Origin of the sequence: Nostoc sp. T09 (assembly GCF_002154695.1) — a bacterium.
Lineage (GTDB): Bacteria > Cyanobacteriota > Cyanobacteriia > Cyanobacteriales > Nostocaceae > Aulosira.
Window position 1 is genome coordinate 1 of record NZ_MTAV01000163.1, and the last position, 19201, is coordinate 19201.

Below are 19201 nucleotides of genomic sequence, written 5' to 3' on the forward strand. Positions count from 1 at the left end.
GTGCATCGGCTGCGGCACTACGGACATTAGAGTTAGAATCTTTGAGCAGTGCGGCGACGTTGGCGGCAATGTCTTTGGCTTGCATCTGCGCCAGTGCTGATGCTGCGGCTCTACGGACATCAGAGTTAGAATCTTTGAGCAGCGCGGCGACGTTGGCGGCAATGTCTTTGGCTTGCATCTGCCCCAGTGCAGAGGCTGCGGCTCTACGGGAAAGGCTCTTTTCTTCTTTTTCTGGTGGCGATAGCTGCTTAACAAGCTGATTTACAACGTCTTGATAGTTGGGAATCTGCTTTTTAGGATCATCTAGCTGATATTTTTCCAATTTCTCTGCTGCTGCTAGTCTCACTCCAGCATAGGGGTCTGCCAGGGCTGCGACAATGCCTGTAATTTCCCAATCTTGAGGCTTAGGTTTGGGTTTTTCTTCGGCGTTTACCCAAGTAAGTGAAAAGATAACAGTCAGTAAACAAGTAAAAAGAAACAGGAAAATCCACGATAACCTGCGACGGTTCCTAGTAATTTTGGGACTGATAGGTAGACAGAACAAAAGGCTGTTGTCATTTGTCATTTGTTCTTTGTCTTTTGTTTTTATATTGAATTTACTGTAACAGTACGATCGCCTGTAGGTTAAACGCCTTATTGATGTTTTCATATTCCCTAGGCGCTCTCATTTCTCACTCACATTAAGATAAAACTTGCAAATGCAACGCTCATTGCAGCTATTGCTGATGTCAAACTAGCTTTTGCTTCAATAAAAACTGTAAATGCTCGGTTCATTACAGCTATTGCTGATGTCAAACTAGCTTTTGCTCCAACAAAAACTGTAAATGCCCGGCTCATTACAGCTAATGCTGATGTCAAACTAGCTTTGCTTAAACCAAACTTATCAATGCCCGGCTCATTACAGCTAATGCTGATGTCAAACTAACTTTGCTTAAGCCATACTTATCAATGCCCGGCTCATTACAGCTAATGCTGATGTCAAACTAACTTTACTTAAGCCATACTTATCAATGCTGCATTTTTTGTAATAAAAGTTCAAACAAAACCAAGCGGGGTTGGATTGAGTATTTGTAAAATTGCTTGCGATCGCTTAGGCATCAAGTAAAAATAAGTAGCCGCCCAGGAATTATACCGTTTTACTTTAAGGTTGATACACATGGGCAAGCTGGGGGGGCTGGGGAAGCTGGGGGAGTTATTTGTATCAAGAATTTCGTGAAATGGTATTATTTGGTCGCGCGGTGCGTTAGCCAAAGGCATAAGACACTCTAATTTTGGGGATAGGAGTTCTTCAGGGTTGCGATCGCGCTAAAAATCAAGACACGCATTGGAGTAGGTGCTAAAACTGGAATAAGTAAATATTCTAGTATCGGATGATGTTAAGAGCAATTCCGTTTGCGATCGCAACTATTATTATCCCGTTGACCAGCTATAGCCCCATTAATGCGACCATCACTGCTGATTATCAACTTTCTCAGAATCCAAATCAATCAAGAGGAATAACTACCGAAAGTCTGGGGATCGGTGGCATAAAACTTTCTATGTCTGAGGCACAAGTCAGAAAAATTTTAGGTAAACCTGTAAAAGTAGAAAATGGCTTTATGCCTGCTATTGGTAAAGTGCGTACTCTTAAATATGCAGGCATCATAGTTGATTTAGATGAAGGTGTTCAACTTGGAAACTTTACTGTTTATCAAATAAAAGCAAACAGTTCTAAATATTCCACCATACATGGAGTGAAAGTAGGCGACAGGCAATCAAAAGTGCTGAGAACCTATGGAAAAGTTGAAACATACCAAGAGGGTAATGTGACAAATTTAGGCTACCAAATTGAAGACCCCAGTCCTGCTGGCTTAAATTTTACTCTTAAAAATGGCAAGGTAATGGAAATCTTCTGCTTTTACGTGATAAATTAAGCATTTGAAGTCTAAGCCGATAAAGTTATTCCTCATGTTAAAGTAAGCTTTATAGCAGAAATTTTGGCATAAAAGTTGATTTTAAATATTAAATTTTTTAGGTTTGAATTGAAAATAATAGCGATATAAATGTTGATTGTTTTATTTACAAATCTGTTGAGCTAATCTACCGCTATTCGTCGTTGTAAACTTGTAGAACCTCTTGAACTATTTCAACCAGGTCATCACTATTAATAGGTTTGTGGAGAACTCCATTAACTTTTATATTGGTGAACTCTGATGTTATCACTTCTTTATACGCTGTAATCAGCAAGATAGGTAGAGTTTGCAAATATTTATCTTGCTGTATAACTCTAACTACTTCAAAACCATTCATTTCTGGCATCATTACATCTAGCAGTAGCAAATCTGGTTTATGAGATTTAATTTTATTGATTGCTTCTATTCCAGATGTTACAAACTCAACTTTATATCCTTCCATTTCTAAAATTACTTGAAGGATCATACAGTTATCTACAAGATCATCACAAATAAGGATGTATTTTCTTAACATAACTTGGTATTACTTCTTCACGATCTATTTCATATTTGACCTATAAGGTTTTCTTTAATTATCATGTTTTTGGACAAATTCCAACATCTACTATTGCAATCTTTAGATTTACAATTTAATGTGATATATTTTACATATTTAGGTCAAGGTTAGATGTATGTTAATGTATCTTTTAAGAGATAGATATATCAAACTTAAATATAAATTAAATTTTAAAATATATAATCTAATATTTAGAAGGTTTAAGCCTTACCGTAAAAAAAGCGCTAAAGTCACCATAATTTTTCTGCATACATCCCTTCAAAACCTTCAACCTGACTAAGTTGACTCTTTTGTTTTTCTAACTTTGCTGCCTAAATACTGCTTATTTCAGTGACATTGATTTGTATATTGCATTAACGGAATGTAATAGACCTCTTGCAAAGATATATTTTTGCAAGAGGGGGGAAAGGGAAAAGGTTAAAGGGAAAGGATTTTGAGTTCCTTTCCCTTTAACCTTTTCCCTTTAACCGACTTCTGCAAGAAGTCTAATGCACTGCCATTCATAGCGTGTTACTAAACATCAAAAAACTGCAAGCGATCGCTTACGCTGTGAAGATGATACAAAAGAAGCAATAAATATTATTATCGAAAAACAAGAAGGTAACTCAAGTGATTGAAGACTACTTTAGTAATGAAAATCTTGCTGATTGAAGATGAAGAAGTTTTAACAAGTATCTTATTGCATTCTCTGACTCAACAACACTATGTGGTTGACATCGCGCAAGATGGATACGTTGGTTGGAAATACACTCAAATTTATAACTAAGAATAGAACCTACCCCAAATGCTTCAATTATCCAAAAAATATTTTGAGGATATAGGTAACGAGTGCGATCGCGCAATAAAAAAGCATCCAGATCTAGCTAGGATGCCTTTGCTAAACAGTACTATGAAAGCGAGATTGATACTTTAATTACCTATCGCACACTTTGTTGATGTACTACCCAGTTATCTATCTGTCATTTCTATAATATCTGTCGTCGTATCTGTCGTTTCTATAGTATCTGTCATCGTATCTATCGTTTGTATCGTATCTGTCGTCGTATCTGTCGTTTCTGTTGTATCTATCGTATCTGTTGTTTCTGTTATTTCTGCGATTGCCAACTGCGAACTGAGCTCGGCAACCATTTCTCACCCAAATACGATTTCTGTTATAGCCCCAATTGTCTCTACAACTAGTGCTAGATAATTGCCTGATCAGGCGCACTCGACCTGTTGTAGATATCGCACAACTATTCCGCCGATTATTTTGGCTTTCACAAGTTATTACCTGCTGAGCCGAAGCTGGGCTAGCAATGCTTAAAAGCGTACCTATACTGATGCTGGCAACCATGAAGGTGGCAGCGATTACTGGAAAACGGATAATCATATTAAATGTTACATTTCTTCAAAAAATATTAGATAAACCGCGTCTACTTTGAAAACCATAGTTTTTTCTAGAACGGGTTTTGTTTCCAAATCCTATACTTTTCCCTGTTCCCTTTTAAAAAACTTCAATTCTCAACTTAGACGAAGTTTGGCTACTATTTTAATCTATATTATGCAACAGTAAATCTACCCTAAGATTATGTTCTTAGAGGATAATTTTTTGTTTTCGTAAATTAATTACGGGAAGATAAAGCTTTGAGGGAGCCATCGCCTTCTCTACGAGACGCTACGCGTAGCTTGCTTCACCGTAGGAGTACAGCTAACGCACTCCCAGCTTGTATTGATTACTTATCTTTTGAGTTCTTGACAATTACCAAACACTCGTTTTTTACCTTAGCAAGCATGTCATTAAACGCGGGAGTATAGCGACCATCTTCATCGACAATTTTACGCAGTGTATAATCACCAAGCCCAGGAATAATACCTAACCAAACATTCTTGCGTTGCCATATCTCTCCATTTTGAGAATTTTCGTCTTGGTTCATTGTGAAATCTGCGATCCACTTGGGAATCGGCAGCCCAAAGGCAAAAGGTAGAATTTTTGCTCGCCGCAAGGTTTCATCTTCAAACTGAATCTTGTAGGTAAACCGAGCCAATTGAGCACCGACAAGTAACAGCAATCCCATAATTGAGTTATGAAAAGTCCACTGTACAGGGGCAAAGACAGGTAAAACCAAACTCAGGTTTTGTGCGTCCCATTCTAAGTTGTACATTGTGATGCAATCATCAGGCAGTGGATTGCCATCCATAAAGAATACACCCTTGAGGGGGGTTGGTAAGTTTGTTTGCGCGATCGCGAGCATCCAGGTTGCAATATTGTCAAGTTGCTTGTTCTCGATTGCTTCAATCATTACCTCTTTCCTGTTTTGCTTATGGTCAAATCTTCTCAAGAACTCACTGTCTTTGAGCAAAGCCTTGTAGTACTAAATTATTAGGAGTAACAGCAGTGACTTTTTCAAAATCCCACTTTACTTCTGTAAATGAGTTCCATTGATAATTTTTTAGCAGATACAGACAAAACATTTGAATTAAGCCAATCGATAAAGATTTGCCAGGACAAACCCGTTCATGCCCCTCACCATTCCAAGATAAAATATCGGAAAAATCCCGCGTCACGTCAAAATTATCTGGATTTTTGTATCTGTTTGCATCACGATTAGCTGTAAAGATAGAGCCAAGTAAACGAGTTCCCCTTTGGAATGGACAACGCTGTGCGCCAATTTCAACTTCACCCCGCTCAGTGGAAAGTTGACTAACAAATCGCACAGGTGGATAGAGACGTGCTGTTTCTAGAATTACTTTATTGATCAGTGTTGACTGCTCTAGAGCATGTCCGTTGGGAGTATTCTTTCCATCCCAGACAGCATTAACTTCTGAAATTGCGTCATTTCTTAAGGCATTATCTAAGCATAAAACACCAATAACAGATCCCAAAAGCGCGCTCGTGCCAGCAGTACCAGCAATATGAATCATATCGAACAAGCTATTAGCAATTTGGTGTTCGTTCAACTGATACTGGGCACCTGTTGCTAGATATGATGACCATTTTGGCGATTGTTTATATCGCTCGATTAAACGCTGGCGATGACGAATATTTGCTGCTGTTTTAAAAGCCAAGAGATACTTACTAATGAAATTTGGTAAGGATGCGAGAACCAAACCTTTAATGTAAGCACCTGATGCAGTAATTTCTTCCTCAGATAATGAAATTTGGAAAACAAGTTCGTGCAAAATTGCCAACATCATCCTGGGCAAATCGTTACCGATATGCAATTGACCTTGTGTAGCAGCTTTTGACAGCGATTTATTAACTAACTGCCCTAAAATCTCTGCCTGTTCTGAGGGATCTGGCAAGGCTTGCAAAAACACAGCACGAACCCCTGCGTGTTCATTACCATTCATTCCCAAGCTCAGCGGATTGTCGAGCATATAGCTAGGGGCTAAGATTCTTATAATGCCTAAATCATTACCCCGTACTTGAGGCTCAATCTGCATCAGTTTTCTCACTTGAGAATGAGAGGAATGCATAATTGCCTGGTCTACAGCAAAAAATTTGTCTCCGATATTGTCCTTGCGGATGTAGAGAAAGTCCCGCCACGCCTTGAGCATGATCGCAGCATCCATATAATAGAGACCTAAGCGCAGCAACTTGCCAATGGGAGTGTTATAACCGACTTTGGCTAGAATACGTGAAAGCCGAATTTGGCGGCTGTGGGCTTTGAGGACTTTATCTTTGAGTTCCATAATGTTCGGTAAAGGGGCTAGAAAAGCAGGTGAGCAGTGAGCAATGAGCAGGGGGAGGAAGAAATCACTAATTGCTTTTTGACAAATGACAAATGACGAATGACTAATGACTAATGACGTTTAAATATTAATACTCTGCGGAATTCTAGAAGGAAGCAGATACTCATAGGTTGGACGGCTCAAGTTGCGCTGATTGATCTTATGTTCAACCTGCTGAAGATTGTTTTGGAATGTCTGCAACAAGGGTGATACACGCCGATCGGTAAAGTATCCCTGCGGATATTCGCCTAGCTTGTTGTAATAGACAGAACCCAATAAACCGAGTAGGTTATATTGCCGTTGTGCCTGATTTAGAGGTGAGAGTAAATTTAGGTAGTCTTGCTCACTAACTTCTCCTTTAAGAGTTGAAGCTGGCAAATAACCAGCTAATGGTAAGGCTGCGGCATAGCCCATGAGATCTTTCTGGGGAAAGTTAACCGCAGCATGTTGAGCGCTGGCTGTGAAAATAATCAACGTAGCCGCATCTATTAGGTATTCTCGCGTCTGGATACGTCCATCTTCGCCAAAATCGCTGATCCGTCCACCATCGTAAGCTTGGACTTCAGCTGCCCAAGCCTGGAGGGCTGTATCATTTTGAATGTCCTGATCTGTGGCGTAGTAAAGGTTCAGGTAGTCCGAAACCCATTGCTGAATGGTATCCCAGACTAACAGTGCATCATCGCGGTAAGGATAAACAGGCAGCAGGTTAGAATCGTCTACGCCGCGCTGCTGGAATTGCTTGCGTAACATAGCACTATTGAAGCCATAGCTTTGCAACCCGCGCACTGCTAAAACCCGAGAGTTATCAATTGTCGATGAGAGCAATCTATCGACTCCACCGCCAGGAGCGATTAAAATTCGTTGGGCTGCATCATTAATTGCTAAGGTGCCTTCAAAATGAGGGCGTAGCAGTAACCTGAGCGGATGAGTGGCTGGTAGTTGCCGATAGGTAGCCATTACAAAAGCACCAACTAACAGGTGCGTTCTGGCTAGGTGGGTAACTGGTTCGTGGAAGTTGGCATCTGCTATTTGGACAACAGTTTTGGCAAACAGCCAAGCATACTTACCAGAGTTAGGAGTAATAATTGGGTAATCGGGGCCGGGAGTTTGGCCGCATTGAATAGCTACTGGGCGTATTAGACGTGTAGGACTTGAGCCTTTGGGTAAGGCAAACAGTGCTAGGGGCGCATAGACATATTTTTGCTCGTGTGGAAAAGTACCGTTGATCGCACCCTCGAAAATTCCATAATCCGCCAGGTAAAGTCTTCCTTCTTCCCCAGCTGCTTTTAATGAATCGTCAGTTCCCATCACTCCTTGGTAATGTTCGTCTGTAACTGGGAAGCGATCGCTCATGTTGGTTACTCGCTCAATCATCACGGGATTGTAGCCAGCTACTCGCATGTAAGCAAAGACTTCATCTTCCTGGAAAGTTTTGCCAATCGCCGGTACCCCAATTACCGGAAACAACTTTTCATAGTCTTTCAGGTTGGTCACATGTCCTGTAGGATGTCCTTCATACAGTAGCTCTATGACTTGATTTAGAGTATCTCTGAGGATTACAAGTCCATTTTCCCTGAGGATAGAAAATAACAGATCGTCGAGTTCTCTAAAATCTTTAGATATTCCTTTAATTAAAAACTGAGGGACAATTTGCAGAAGCCTAGCAATAATGCTGATATTGAACGGTATCGCCCCCTTGAGCAACGCTTCCCAGATAAACATTTTGACATCATCGCGGAGCGACTTGGAACCGCGATTGCCTCGGTTGGTAATTAAGGTATTGATGAAAATCTCTCGTAACTGCTGGGCTAACAAAAAATACCAGTTAGTGGTGAACCGTTCCGCCGGAGGAAGCTCATCCACCATAGCAATTGCTGGAATATGGGTGTAGTTATATTGATATTCCTGCCTAGTAACCTCCAGACTCGTAGTCACAGGGAGACTTATTAGATTATTTGGTGATGAAGCAGTCATGGATCTTCTTGCATGTATTGTTCAAAGAGAACTTTACAACTCAACCGAAAAAAAACAAGTCCTTTAATTTTTTCGTTGATGAGGTTGCTCGGATGTGTTAGCTCTGTCTCGTAGAGCTTACCGAATATTCTGCCTAAGTGGTGCTTATTGAGAGGTTGTGTTGCAAAAATTTGTAGGAGAGAAAACTGCTGTATAAATTCCAACTAATTATGCAGCGATCGCCAAAATTTTGGCAATAAACTTAAAATTATGCTTTACCAAAGATTAATGCTCTGTTAACCTTGCTTGTTTTACCCTAGCATGTACTCCAGTCATTGTATCTGACACAGAGCATTGCAGCTAGCTGCTATACATCCTAGTACCTATGCAAAACATAGGTGGAAAAACAATCAATTGCGGGGCAGTTTTCATGTTAAATCCTGTACAAACTCTCGGTATCTTTCAAAAACAACCAGATCCTAAAGTATTTTCAGCAGGACAAGTTATATTTGAAGCGGGAGAGCCTGGTGATTGTATGTATGGCATTCTAGAAGGAGAGGTTGATATATTAGTCAATAGCAAAGTTGTAGAAACGATCGCAGCCGGAGAAGTTTTTGCGATAGGGGCCCTGGTAGGGGTAAAAAATAGAACATACACAGCTATTGCCAAGACAGATTGCCAACTTGCTTTCCTTAATGAACAAAGGTTTCTGTTTGCAGTCCAAGAAACTCCCATGTTCGCCCTGCAAGTGATGAAAAATTACTCAGAGCGTTTGACTCGTGTTGAGCATCAGCTCTCCAGCCTTACAGTCTCATAAATAGTTAATATAGGTTGGAGTGGCGATAAATATCTCCATGCCACACCTATCCATTTAATGTTTAATTGGTGAAAAAATTTGGATTCAATGGGATGATAGCGAAGAAGCTGGAGTTCCTAAAGAAGATAATAGTTCTTGGTTTTCGTCATCCTAAAGCACGGCAACATACAGGTTTTGCTGTGACGTAGTTTTAGTAAATCACAGCAAGATTGTAGCGATCGCAGTTATTTTGGTTGATACTTTGTGCTGCTAAATACTCTGAGCAATTAAGAAGTACCCGTGAGGGTACTGCCAGGATGCGATCGCTTGCTTTGGCCATACCCCGGTTGCACATAATTCCACTGTTATGAGCAGATTAACTGCTCCGCCACTCCATAAAAAATAAATGTTCATCGCTAGCAACTACTTTAAACCCAAAATGTTCATAAAAGGCCTTTGCTGGATTAATTCGGATGACACTTAACCTAGCTGGAATTTCTCTTTTCGCTGCTTGTTCCGATATTTTCCTAAGAAGCTGTGTACCAAAACCTTGTCTTTGATGAGTAGGCATGATTGCAAGGTAGTTAATCAGTAACACATTTTCCTGGTCAACTACTGAAATAGCTCCAATATCTTCTCCCTGATTACAGACAATTTCAAACGGTAAGCTATCAAAATCCTCTCGCATTCCATTGCGTTGAAATTCTTCTTTGTGTCCCCATATCTGTTCAACGTATGCATAGAGTGTTTGTTGATGCAAGCTGTAAATAAAGTCAAAGTCTGAAGCTATTGACTTTCGGGTTTCAAGGAAACTCATAGCAGTGCCAGTTTGAATTGACAGTGTATTTGATTCTACTAAAAAATTTACTTAAATTTCAGGTATGCTAATTTAATACTTATATAAAAAACTCATATAAACCTGTAGGGTGGGCACTGCCCACCAAAACCCAGTTACGGTAAGCATTGCTGACACTTAAAGGTAAAACTTAGGTCATTTTTTCAAAAATTTAACCAGATTCTTATAGTTAATTAAATACTTGTTTGTCTGAAATAATAATAAATGTCAAGGCTAAATTGGCATAGATAAATATTTATAATCAGTTCTGAGCGCTCCATCTTCAGAAAAATAACTAATTGAGTTTAAAAGAGAACTGCGAAATCTTGAAGGTTTTCCATCCCGCAATATCAGGAAATAGCGATCGCTCGATAAATAGAAGCTCTGCGAATCTGGAAACAATAAGGTAGTATCTGGGTAGTCCGAAGTTTTTGGTGAACAAAGGCGGAATCATGTTCCAAGAGATTACTGCTCAGATTGCTTCTTCTGACTCATTTCCCTATTTAGCAACAGGTTTAGGCGTTACTAGCATAGCGGGAACACTGGGGTGGCGCTGGTGGAAGCAAAAGAACACATATAAATCGCTACAATCACTCCCCTCTCCTCCCAAACACTGGCTGTTAGGAAATCTTCCGCAAATATTAGCAGCCGTGAAACAAAAAAAATTCTTCAAATTAATATTTGATTGGAGCCAGCAGCTAGGCTCGATGTATGTTGTCTGGAATGGCAACTCTCCAATCCTCATTTTAAGTAAACCAAAAGTTATCGAAGATACGATTGTCAATGGGATGAGAGATGGTAGCTTAATCAGGTCTGAGCAATTGCGCAAAGCTTGGAACGATATCAGTGGTCCCATTCTTCTAGGAGAAACAGGGGCTGAGTGGCAATGGCGACGCAAGGCTTGGAACCCGGAATTCAGTTCTAGCAGTCTCTCCAAATATCTTGAAATTATTAGCCAAGCCTGCGAACAAGTAGTTGAGACCGTGAAGGAAGCAGCGCCACCAAAAGAAGTTGAGGTAGATCCGCTGTTTGTAGAACTGACGATGAGGGTGATTTCTTGTCTAGTATTAGGCATTCCTGTAGATAGAAAAAGTACTACTCAAGAAGGGCCACCCCTGGAAGTTTCCAAAGTGTACGAAGCGATGTCTATTGTGGGCTATCGGTTCCTACGGCAAGCTACTGGCGAGAAGACGTGGATGAAATATCTGCCAATTAAGAATTCACAAGATTATTGGGCAGCAAGGCGATACTTAGAGGAATTTCTGATTCCCCGTGTAGACTTAGCTTTACAGATGAGAGAACAAAACAAAACCGATTTACCACAGGTAAGTCCTTTGTTCCGGGAATCAATGTTAGTCAAAATTGCTGCCAAAGAACCAAAATACAATCGCGAAACATTAATAGCAGAATCTGTTGAACTCTTAATAGGTGGTACTGACACAACTGCCCATAGTTTATCCTTTGCAGTAGGAGAGTTGAGCTTAAATCAAAGGGTTTTTCAGCAAGCAAGGGACATCGTTGATCAAGCTTGGCAAAGTCACGCCGGCATTAATACAGAAAGCCTCAAAGAATTGGCTTATATTCGCGCAATTATCAAAGAGACGTTGCGCCTTTATTCAGTCGCCTCAGGCTCAACTTCATTGCAAGCTCAACGCGACACCGTAATTGAGGGTAAAGTGATTCCTCGCGGTACAAGAGTATCGTGGTCAATGCTTGCTGCTGGAAGAGATCCAGAAGTCTATGCTAATCCGGAAGAATTTTTACCAGAGCGTTGGTTAGATAAGAGTAAAGAAACAACTTCACTGCCAATGATAGACTTTGGCTCAGGCCCGCATCGTTGCTTAGGAGAGCATCTATCAATGCTGGAAGCAACAGTGATGCTGGCATTATTCCTCCGCTACTTTGATTGGGAGTTAGTCAACGGTCGTTCTTCTTTGGAAGAGTTACAGCAAAACCTGTTAATTTATCCTGCCGATAAAATGCCAGTGCGCTTTCGGTTAAGAAATTAGGCTTATTTGCAAAATATAGCTGGTTAAAACAGATATGTTCTTAAGGCTAATCGTAGCAACTTGCTGACAACAGTATTTTTCTAGAAATTTTGCAATTTAATCAGAAGCTCATGACCGAATACGATTATATTGTCATTGGTGCAGGCTCGGCGGGCTGTGTTCTTGCCAACCGTCTTACAGAAGACGGTAAGACAACCGTTTTATTACTGGAAGCAGGCAATCCGGCTAATAAACCAGAGCATGAAGCTCCTCTAGGCTGGATAAGATTATGGGGTACTGAGGTGGACTGGGCATATTTTACGGAAGAGGAACCCTACATAAATAACCGTAAAATCTATTGTCCACGGGGTAAAGCCTTAGGTGGCACCAGTTCCATCAACGCCATGATCTATATTCGCGGCAGCCGACATGATTATGACCACTGGCAAAAATTAGGCAATCCTGGTTGGAGTTACCAAGATGTATTGCCATACTTTAAGAAATCTGAAAACCAGCAGCATGGCGCATCCAAATTTCACGGGGTCGATGGATTATTGAGTGTCACAGATCCTTTAGCACCTGCCGTAACATCACATCGATTTGTAGAAGCAGCTGTTGCACTTGGTTACGATCGCAATCCTGATTTCAATGGCGCACAACAAGAAGGTGCTGGACTTTATCAGTTGACTATTAAAGATGGTAAGCGGCACAGTACGGCAGCCGCATTTTTAGTACCAATCTTGGATCGCCCCAACTTAACCGTCACCACTAGTGCGTTAGTCACTCGGTTATTGTTTGAGGGAACACGCACTATTGGAGTGGAATATCTGCACGAGGGAACGATACACCAAACCTTTGTAAATCAAGAAGTAATTCTTTCTGCTGGCGCGTTCGATTCTCCCAAACTGCTGATGCTCTCCGGAATTGGGAATGCAGAACATCTGCGATCGCTAGACATACCCGTAGTTGTTGATTTGCCTGGTGTCGGTCAAAACCTCCAAGATCACTTTAGTGTCATAGTTGCATACCAAGCAACTCAGGATCTGCAACCTGCTCCAACTAGTAATATCGGGGAAGCTGGATTGTTCCTGCATACTGAAGGTCGTTTAGATGTTGCGCCAGATTTGCAGTTTTTCTGTGGCCCTGTTTTGTGGGCAGCTCCTGCATACGCCCGCGAAGGCCCAGGATTCGCAACTTCAGTCTGTGTAACTAATCCCGAAAGTCGTGGTAGTCTCACCCTGCGTTCTGCTTCCCCCCAAGACTCACCCGTAATTCGGATGAATTATCTCCAGAGTGAATCTGATGTCCAAAAGTTGATTGCAGGAATCAAAATTATTCGCCAGATATTCCAAGCAAATGCATTTGATGACTTCCGAGGTGAAGAAGCTGCTCCCGGTGCTGATGTAACTAGTGATGAAGCACTACAAGCTTACGTCCGGGAAACCTGCGAAACTTTATACCACCCTGTTGGCACTTGCAAAATGGGAACAGACCCCGATTCTGTGGTAGACTCCGAACTGCGGGTACATGGAGTTGAAGGGTTGCGTGTTGTAGATGCATCAATTATGCCAACCATTGCCACGGGAAACACCAATGCACCCACAATTATGATTGGCGAAAAGGCAGCTGATTTGATTAAAGCAGCAAGGCCTATTGCACAGCCAGAATTGGAGTTAGAGAAAGTTTAATATTAAACAAACTTTGTTTTTTGATCCCTGAACAAATCTCCGTATCTGTAGTAGGGTGGGCAATGCCCACCTACGTATATTTCAAAAATCAAGTATGAATCCGATATAAGCCCGATATTAATTTTATTAATGTGCTTCTCTTAATTGATAGATTTATTTGCACAATATATTTAGAAGATAACTTAAGATGCTATTACCAAAATTTGTGTTATTAGTAATTTCCTAATACTGCTGACTCCGCAGAATTCAAAATATAAAATTTCATGCAAAATAATGTTATAAATGCTAGTCTTTCTACTCAAAATTTAACCTTTCGTCCTAGTGGGGATCCGGCATTATTTGAAGTGATTGTCAACAATGACAGCGATCAATTTGCCAATTTTCAAATAGAAATTACTGCTGCGGGAGAAAATCGCAGTCCTGAATATCGCTGGTATAAGCTGGAACCAGAAGTAGCAGCAGCCAAGCCTCCGGGTAGTAGCACGACTTTTCAGGTCTTCGTTTTTAATACACCCATTCCCGGATTTGTGGGTACAGTCAATTTGACTGTGAAAATTTTCTCACCGCAGCTAGGGCAAGAACGTAGACTTTTACTGCGGCTAAAAATCGAAGCAGAGAATCAACCAGCACTTTTGAGTGTGGAATTGCCTGTACGAGAGTTCCAAGTATATCCGCGCAACACTGTAGATATACCAGTAAGAGTCCGAAATTTAGGACAACAAACTGTGAATGTAACTCTGCGGTTTATAGGTGTAGATTCTGCTTGGCTAGTTAGCAGTGCAGAACGGCGCTTTTTCTTAGATCCAGGGGGTCAAACAGAAGTAATTTTTCAATGTCAACCTTTATCTGTAATCCAAGCGCCTAGCGACATTTATCCATTTACCATTGAAGCCATCAGCAACAGTGGTTATCCAGCTAGCACTGAAGGTAATCTAGAAGTTTTGCCTGTAGGTTTTATCGAGTTTACTGCAACCCAAAATTCCCAAAGCATTCCGCAAAAACGTAGTTGGTTACCAAACTGGAAAGCTGATACAGCTAGCTTTGAATTGCTATTTAGAAATGCTAGCAATCTTCTCCAAGAAATTAATGTGCGGCTACAAGGACGCAACTGGCGAAAATGTACTTATAAGACTTTACCTACAACAGCAAATTTAAATTTAGGTGAAACAATCAAACTCATTTTAGATATCAAAATAAAACGCCCTTGGCTAGGAATAGGCAAAACTTTACTTTTAGAAGCTAAATCGGAATTATCCGATCAACGTTTAGGTAGTACAGATCCTGCTACCCAAAATTTAGAATTAAAAATTTTACCGATTTTACCTCTATGGTTACAGTTAGCTATTCTGGCTTTAATACTTGCATTGCTAGCATTCTTGATCAGACCAGAGCCAATTATGCATACTCGCTCTGTAAACTCAGTGGGTTTTAGCGGTATTGGTTTGTCTGTGGTCAGTGGCTCAGATGATTGCACATTAAGACTTTGGAATATTAATGGCAACCGCTTAGAACCTGCAAGCATTACCTATGATGGTCAGCCTGTTGCTTGTGGTAGACAGCACAAACCCAAAGGTTTGTTGGCAATTACCGATGATGCTGTAGAAGTCGCACGCTTTATACCTTTAGAAAACGATCGCGTTGCGGTTGGTTTAGATAATGGTGTAATTCAACTAAGAGATGTCCCCACAGGTAGAAAAAGAAACGAACTGCAAGACCAACAAGACCCCAAGGCTAAAGGTGACAGAGTATTTGACTTAGTATTTACAAAAAATTCCTTGGATTTATTCAGTGGTTATGGTAGTGGTAAGGTAAGACTATGGTCAAGACCATCTACCAACAATGATTTCCAGCCAGAACCCAAAGCAATTGACCTGCAAACTCAACAGAAGTTATCAGGTTTTCAAGTTCGGGCTTTAACTCTGAGTCCAGATGATAAAACGCTAGTGATGGCAGGCAATTTTAAGCGTTTCTTATTGTGGCAATGGAATCAATCTCAAACAAAAAATCAAATCAAAGGTTTAGCAGTACAAAAACTTGAAAAGCTAGATCCGAGAACAGGACGCGAAGACTATGTTTGGGGGTTAGCCTTTGTGCCTAACTCCTTAGAAAAAATTCTCGCAACTTCTGACTCGGCGGGATATATTACGATTTGGAATTTAAATCAATGTCAAACTCTGCCAAATCCCCAAAATCAAATAGCTGAATTAAATTGTCCAACCCTAGACCGCTGGTCAGCATCGAAAACTTCAGTGCGGAGTTTGGTATTTAATGAAGATGGTCGCCTGTTAGTAAGTGCTGGCGATGATGGACGAATCATGATGTGGTATTTAACCCCAGAACACAAGCTTGATAAACTTAAAGCAGCCACAGGTGAAATAATTTATCAAAGTACCAAGAAAATCAACACTATTGACCTGAAAACAATTAATCAAACAAGTGCGATCGTGAGTGGTAGAGAAGATTTTCAGGTACAACTACATTCACATCCTTTTAAATAAGGGAGTTGGTAACATGCAAGCTAAACCCAGTCCCCTGGAAGTATTTATTACCCCACCTGGCATTCAAGATGCTATGCCAGGAGATACGATTGAACTCCATACTGTTGTCACCAACAAAGGTGAGCAGAATGCGATTATTGACATATATTTAAATTTCGATGAACTATTTAAGAATGTCACTGGATTATCTAGCATTCCTAGAGAAAGTTGCGCGATCGCACCTCAACAAAGTAGTGATGAAGTAACATTTACATTTGAAATTCCTATTGATGCTAACCCTGGAACTTACGACTATACCTTAGTTGTAGATGCGCCTCAGCATTATCCCCAAGATACTCCGATTAACTTCCCCCGCCAACTTAAAGTAGTTCCCAAAGAACACACCGCAATTCGGGCGAATGATTCAACTTTTGCCATTAAACCCAGCAGCAATACTAATAAACCGCTAATTTGCAAACTCCATGAACCTTTGCTGTTAGAGGTAACAGTTGAAAATCGCTCTCAGTATGTAGACCGTTTCCGCCTAACTTGCCTCGATTTAGATGATGATTGGTTTACAATCACCTATCCGACAACGGGAGTAGAAGGGCCAGGTTTATTATCTGATATTAATGCCCTAGCACTCAACCCTGGTGATTCCGGGAAAATCTCGTTAAAATTTCACCCACCAGCCGATACCCTGGCGGGAAGTTATTCACCAACGCTGCGCTTGTATTCGGAAAAATTTCCTGACTTAGTATTGTTAGATTTGGTGTATATCCAAATCCCAACTAGCTATGAACTAGATTTCCAACTGAATACCATCCTGGGACAAGTTAGCCGTAGTCCTGGCAAGTATGAATTATCTTTAGTTAACCAGGGTAACATTGTCCGCGAACTGATATTTGGTGTTGAAAGTCGTGATGAAGAAAGGCTCTTTACCTACAAATTTGACCCTGCTGAGTTAAGATTATTGCCCAGCAAAATTTCTGAAACTAATCTAACTTTAAAACCCACACCTTGGTGGCGAAGACCTTGGTTTGGTGCCGGGCAAACTATTAACTTTCAAGTCAACATCCAAGATAAACAATATTTACCTATACCTGACACATTACCACAGGGAACTTTACTTTGGAAACCCCGCCCTTGGTGGCAATTAATATTATTAATCTTACTAATTTTAGGGTTATTAGGAGGGATAGGATTTATTATTTGGCGAATGTTAAATCCCCCGCAGTTAAAAATAGAAAATTTTAGCGCCAATAGTACTCAACTTACCGAAGGCGAGGATGAGGTAGCTTTGAGGTGGGACATTCATAACTATAAACAGTTAGAAAATTTAATTCTCATAATTAAAGGTCCACAACCAATTAAGCCAATTACCTACGATTTTCGTAATGGTATTCCTGAGTCGCTAGGCAAGCGTAATGCTAATGAAATATCACCTTGTATAGTCCAAAGACAAATAGATTTGATTTGTAACAATATTAAAACTGGCATTAACACCAAAGGTAATTACACTTTCGAGTTACAAGGCTTGTATCACAAAGGTAATGCATTTTTTTCAGAAACGGCTAAAACAGATACTCAAACTACTCAAGTAGTCATAAATGAAAAACCAATAGCAGAAATTGTTGATTTTAAGGTAATTAAACCACAGTATAAAACCGGAGAAAATATTCTTTTCAATTGGACAGTTACCAATCCCTCACTACTGGCAAAAACTCAGATTATCGGCAGTACAGAAGCGGGAACATCAATTGGTAATCCAATAATTTATAAATTCAATCAAGGTACTATCGGCAACTCTAAACTCAAGAATTTTTGTAAAGAAGTAAATCGTCAACTGCAATGTACAAATATACCCATACCACCATTGAAAGCCGGGAACTATGCCTTTGAATTAAGAGCTTTGTCAAATAATGGAAGTGAAAAAGTTAGTGCTAAAAAGACTGAAGGTAAAATTGAGGTTTTGCCCAAACCAATTAAGATTATTTCTTTCACAATCAATGGTAGTGAGCAACCAAATCAGTCACTCAAAGAAGGAGAAACCGCTACTTTATCTTGGAGAGTTGAGGGAGAAGATATCCAGGTGAAGCTGCTACCATACGGCAATGATCTTAAACCAGTAGGTTCGCTGCAACTGCCGGTGATTTCAGAATTTCCACCGCAAATTGCACTGCAAGTAATTGATAAATCTGGTCAGTCCCAACAAAGAGGATTTGCGGTCGCAGTTATCAAAAAAGTTGTACCTACTCCTACACCAACTGTAATTCCTCCAGTTCCGCAAGCTAGCCCAGTTCCACCTGTGTTTTTACCCGGAACGAATAACCGTTGAAAAGGTGGTTATCCGATTTTTAAACCGTATATACGTACTAGCGTGAAGCAAGATAGGCGCAGCGCTACTACAGGTAACGGTGGTAAGTGTTGGTGAAATATTACTTAACAATTTTTTTGAGATTACGTAGGTTGCGATCGCATCAGCGAAATGTGTGTTTTTCCCCAGAAAACGTTGTTTTATTGGAGTTATGAAGAATTTATAAAATAAACTCTCATAAGTTTACAATTTAACTGCATAATTCGGCTTGAGATAGCTGTATATAAAGTATTGGCTGACACAATTTAAGTTTTTAAGATGATGTATTTCCCAATAGCTGTGCAAGCGCAAGTTCATCCAAGCCGACAAAATGATGTTGCTACTGATACTCTTACAGCAAGTATCATAATTTCAGTACCGATAATTTTAGTGCTAACAATTATCGGCTATCGCAAGTTTAAAGCTCGAATTTTCCACGAACGAATTGCCCATCTAGAAAAAATGTGGCGTTTAAAAGCTCCAGAAAAAACCCCTTAATAACCAACTGCACCTAAAGATTGCAGCGTCAAAATAAATGCTATAGCAATCCTAAATAATACGTAAGATGAATAAAGGAGCTAATATTTGTAAAATAAGGATTTTTATCTCCAGGTTTCACGAATAATTTCGGATTGCTATAGTAGCCGTATTTACTATTATTAAAATGATTGAAGTATTTTAATTATAATATTAAGTTTGGAGTTCACTTGATATTGCTAAGGCGATCGCAACTATTAGGTTAAGTAGGTCAGCGTTAAAAACTGTTGTTATGAAAAGGCAGATGGCAGAGGAGCCAGTGCGTTGCGGGGGTTCCCCCGTTGTAGCAACTGGCGCATTTTAACAGTGATTGGAGTTGTTCGTAACTAATTCCTAAAATTTGTTTTGTCCG

At 40.2% G+C, this 19201-nt stretch carries 17 protein-coding genes and 1 pseudogene; 8 read left to right on the forward strand and 10 right to left on the reverse strand.

Annotation, left to right across the window (positions count from 1 at the left end; translation table 11 throughout):
* Both BV372_RS28070 and BV372_RS35535 read right to left on the reverse strand, forming a co-directional pair.
* Nucleotides 1-565: HEAT repeat domain-containing protein (locus BV372_RS28070; protein WP_179198262.1), on the reverse strand; the 565-nt coding region annotated here is incomplete at its 3' end.
* Nucleotides 566-675: 110 nt separating this feature from the next.
* A complete protein-coding gene (locus BV372_RS35535; RefSeq protein WP_143845340.1) occupies nucleotides 676-858 on the reverse strand; it encodes a hypothetical protein in 183 nt (60 codons plus the stop codon).
* Between the two features lie 512 nt (nucleotides 859-1370).
* Between BV372_RS35535 and BV372_RS28080 the strand changes: the two genes are divergently transcribed.
* A complete protein-coding gene (locus tag BV372_RS28080; protein ID WP_086689766.1) occupies nucleotides 1371-1913 on the forward strand; it encodes a hypothetical protein in 543 nt (180 codons plus the stop codon).
* A gap of 172 nt (nucleotides 1914-2085) precedes the next feature.
* Here the strand turns inward: BV372_RS28080 and BV372_RS28085 are convergent, their stop codons facing one another.
* The gene (locus tag BV372_RS28085; protein WP_086689767.1) at nucleotides 2086-2466 is read right to left on the reverse strand and encodes a response regulator; all 381 of its coding nucleotides are present in this window, start codon (nucleotides 2464-2466) and stop codon (nucleotides 2086-2088) included.
* A gap of 673 nt (nucleotides 2467-3139) precedes the next feature.
* Between BV372_RS28085 and BV372_RS37940 the strand changes: the two genes are divergently transcribed.
* Entirely contained in the window at nucleotides 3140-3274 is a 135-nt protein-coding gene (locus tag BV372_RS37940) for a hypothetical protein (RefSeq protein ID WP_256973502.1), read from the forward strand.
* A 182-nt stretch (nucleotides 3275-3456) separates the two neighbouring features.
* Here the strand turns inward: BV372_RS37940 and BV372_RS37945 are convergent, their stop codons facing one another.
* The 5 genes and pseudogenes from BV372_RS37945 to BV372_RS28105 all read right to left on the reverse strand — a co-directional run bounded on the left by BV372_RS37945 (nucleotide 3457) and on the right by BV372_RS28105 (nucleotide 8193).
* Nucleotides 3457-3636, reverse strand: a complete 180-nt coding sequence (locus BV372_RS37945) for a hypothetical protein (protein WP_256973503.1) — start codon at nucleotides 3634-3636, stop codon at nucleotides 3457-3459.
* Nucleotides 3637-3676: 40 nt separating this feature from the next.
* A pseudogene (locus BV372_RS38460) lies at nucleotides 3677-3877 on the reverse strand (DUF3011 domain-containing protein); the annotation flags it as partial.
* A gap of 343 nt (nucleotides 3878-4220) precedes the next feature.
* Nucleotides 4221-4787, reverse strand: a complete 567-nt coding sequence (locus BV372_RS28095) for a hypothetical protein (protein WP_086689769.1) — start codon at nucleotides 4785-4787, stop codon at nucleotides 4221-4223.
* 43 nt (nucleotides 4788-4830) lie between these two features.
* On the reverse strand, nucleotides 4831-6180 hold the full coding sequence (locus BV372_RS28100) for a cytochrome P450 (protein WP_086689770.1): 1350 nt from the start codon (nucleotides 6178-6180) through the stop codon (nucleotides 4831-4833).
* 120 nt (nucleotides 6181-6300) lie between these two features.
* Complete coding sequence (locus BV372_RS28105) at nucleotides 6301-8193, reverse strand: lipoxygenase family protein (protein ID WP_086689771.1); 1893 nt, start codon at nucleotides 8191-8193, stop codon at nucleotides 6301-6303.
* A gap of 409 nt (nucleotides 8194-8602) precedes the next feature.
* Here BV372_RS28105 and BV372_RS28115 point away from each other — a divergent pair, with 409 nt between their 5' ends.
* Nucleotides 8603-8989, forward strand: a complete 387-nt coding sequence (locus BV372_RS28115) for a cyclic nucleotide-binding domain-containing protein (RefSeq protein ID WP_086689784.1) — start codon at nucleotides 8603-8605, stop codon at nucleotides 8987-8989.
* A gap of 190 nt (nucleotides 8990-9179) precedes the next feature.
* Here BV372_RS28115 and BV372_RS37950 read toward each other — a convergent pair whose 3' ends face one another.
* On the reverse strand, nucleotides 9180-9308 hold the full coding sequence (locus tag BV372_RS37950; protein WP_256973504.1) for a hypothetical protein: 129 nt from the start codon (nucleotides 9306-9308) through the stop codon (nucleotides 9180-9182).
* Nucleotides 9309-9344: 36 nt separating this feature from the next.
* The gene (locus tag BV372_RS28120) at nucleotides 9345-9785 is read right to left on the reverse strand and encodes a GNAT family N-acetyltransferase (RefSeq protein WP_086689773.1); all 441 of its coding nucleotides are present in this window, start codon (nucleotides 9783-9785) and stop codon (nucleotides 9345-9347) included.
* 470 nt (nucleotides 9786-10255) lie between these two features.
* Between BV372_RS28120 and BV372_RS28125 the strand changes: the two genes are divergently transcribed.
* The 5 genes from BV372_RS28125 to BV372_RS28145 all read left to right on the forward strand — a co-directional run bounded on the left by BV372_RS28125 (nucleotide 10256) and on the right by BV372_RS28145 (nucleotide 18810).
* Nucleotides 10256-11812, forward strand: coding sequence for a cytochrome P450 (locus BV372_RS28125; protein ID WP_086689774.1), 1557 nt, complete (start codon nucleotides 10256-10258; stop codon nucleotides 11810-11812).
* Nucleotides 11813-11922: 110 nt separating this feature from the next.
* Entirely contained in the window at nucleotides 11923-13479 is a 1557-nt protein-coding gene (locus BV372_RS28130; RefSeq protein ID WP_086689775.1) for a GMC family oxidoreductase, read from the forward strand.
* Nucleotides 13480-13742: 263 nt separating this feature from the next.
* Complete coding sequence (locus tag BV372_RS28135; protein WP_086689776.1) at nucleotides 13743-15977, forward strand: hypothetical protein; 2235 nt, start codon at nucleotides 13743-13745, stop codon at nucleotides 15975-15977.
* A gap of 13 nt (nucleotides 15978-15990) precedes the next feature.
* Nucleotides 15991-18294 carry a hypothetical protein gene (locus BV372_RS28140; protein WP_086689777.1) on the forward strand — a complete coding sequence of 768 codons (2304 nt, stop codon included), beginning with the start codon at nucleotides 15991-15993 and terminating at the stop codon, nucleotides 18292-18294.
* Between the two features lie 297 nt (nucleotides 18295-18591).
* Nucleotides 18592-18810 (forward strand): hypothetical protein, encoded by a 219-nt coding sequence (locus tag BV372_RS28145; RefSeq protein WP_143845343.1) that lies wholly within the window; start codon nucleotides 18592-18594, stop codon nucleotides 18808-18810.
* Nucleotides 18811-19201 lie beyond the last annotated feature (391 nt).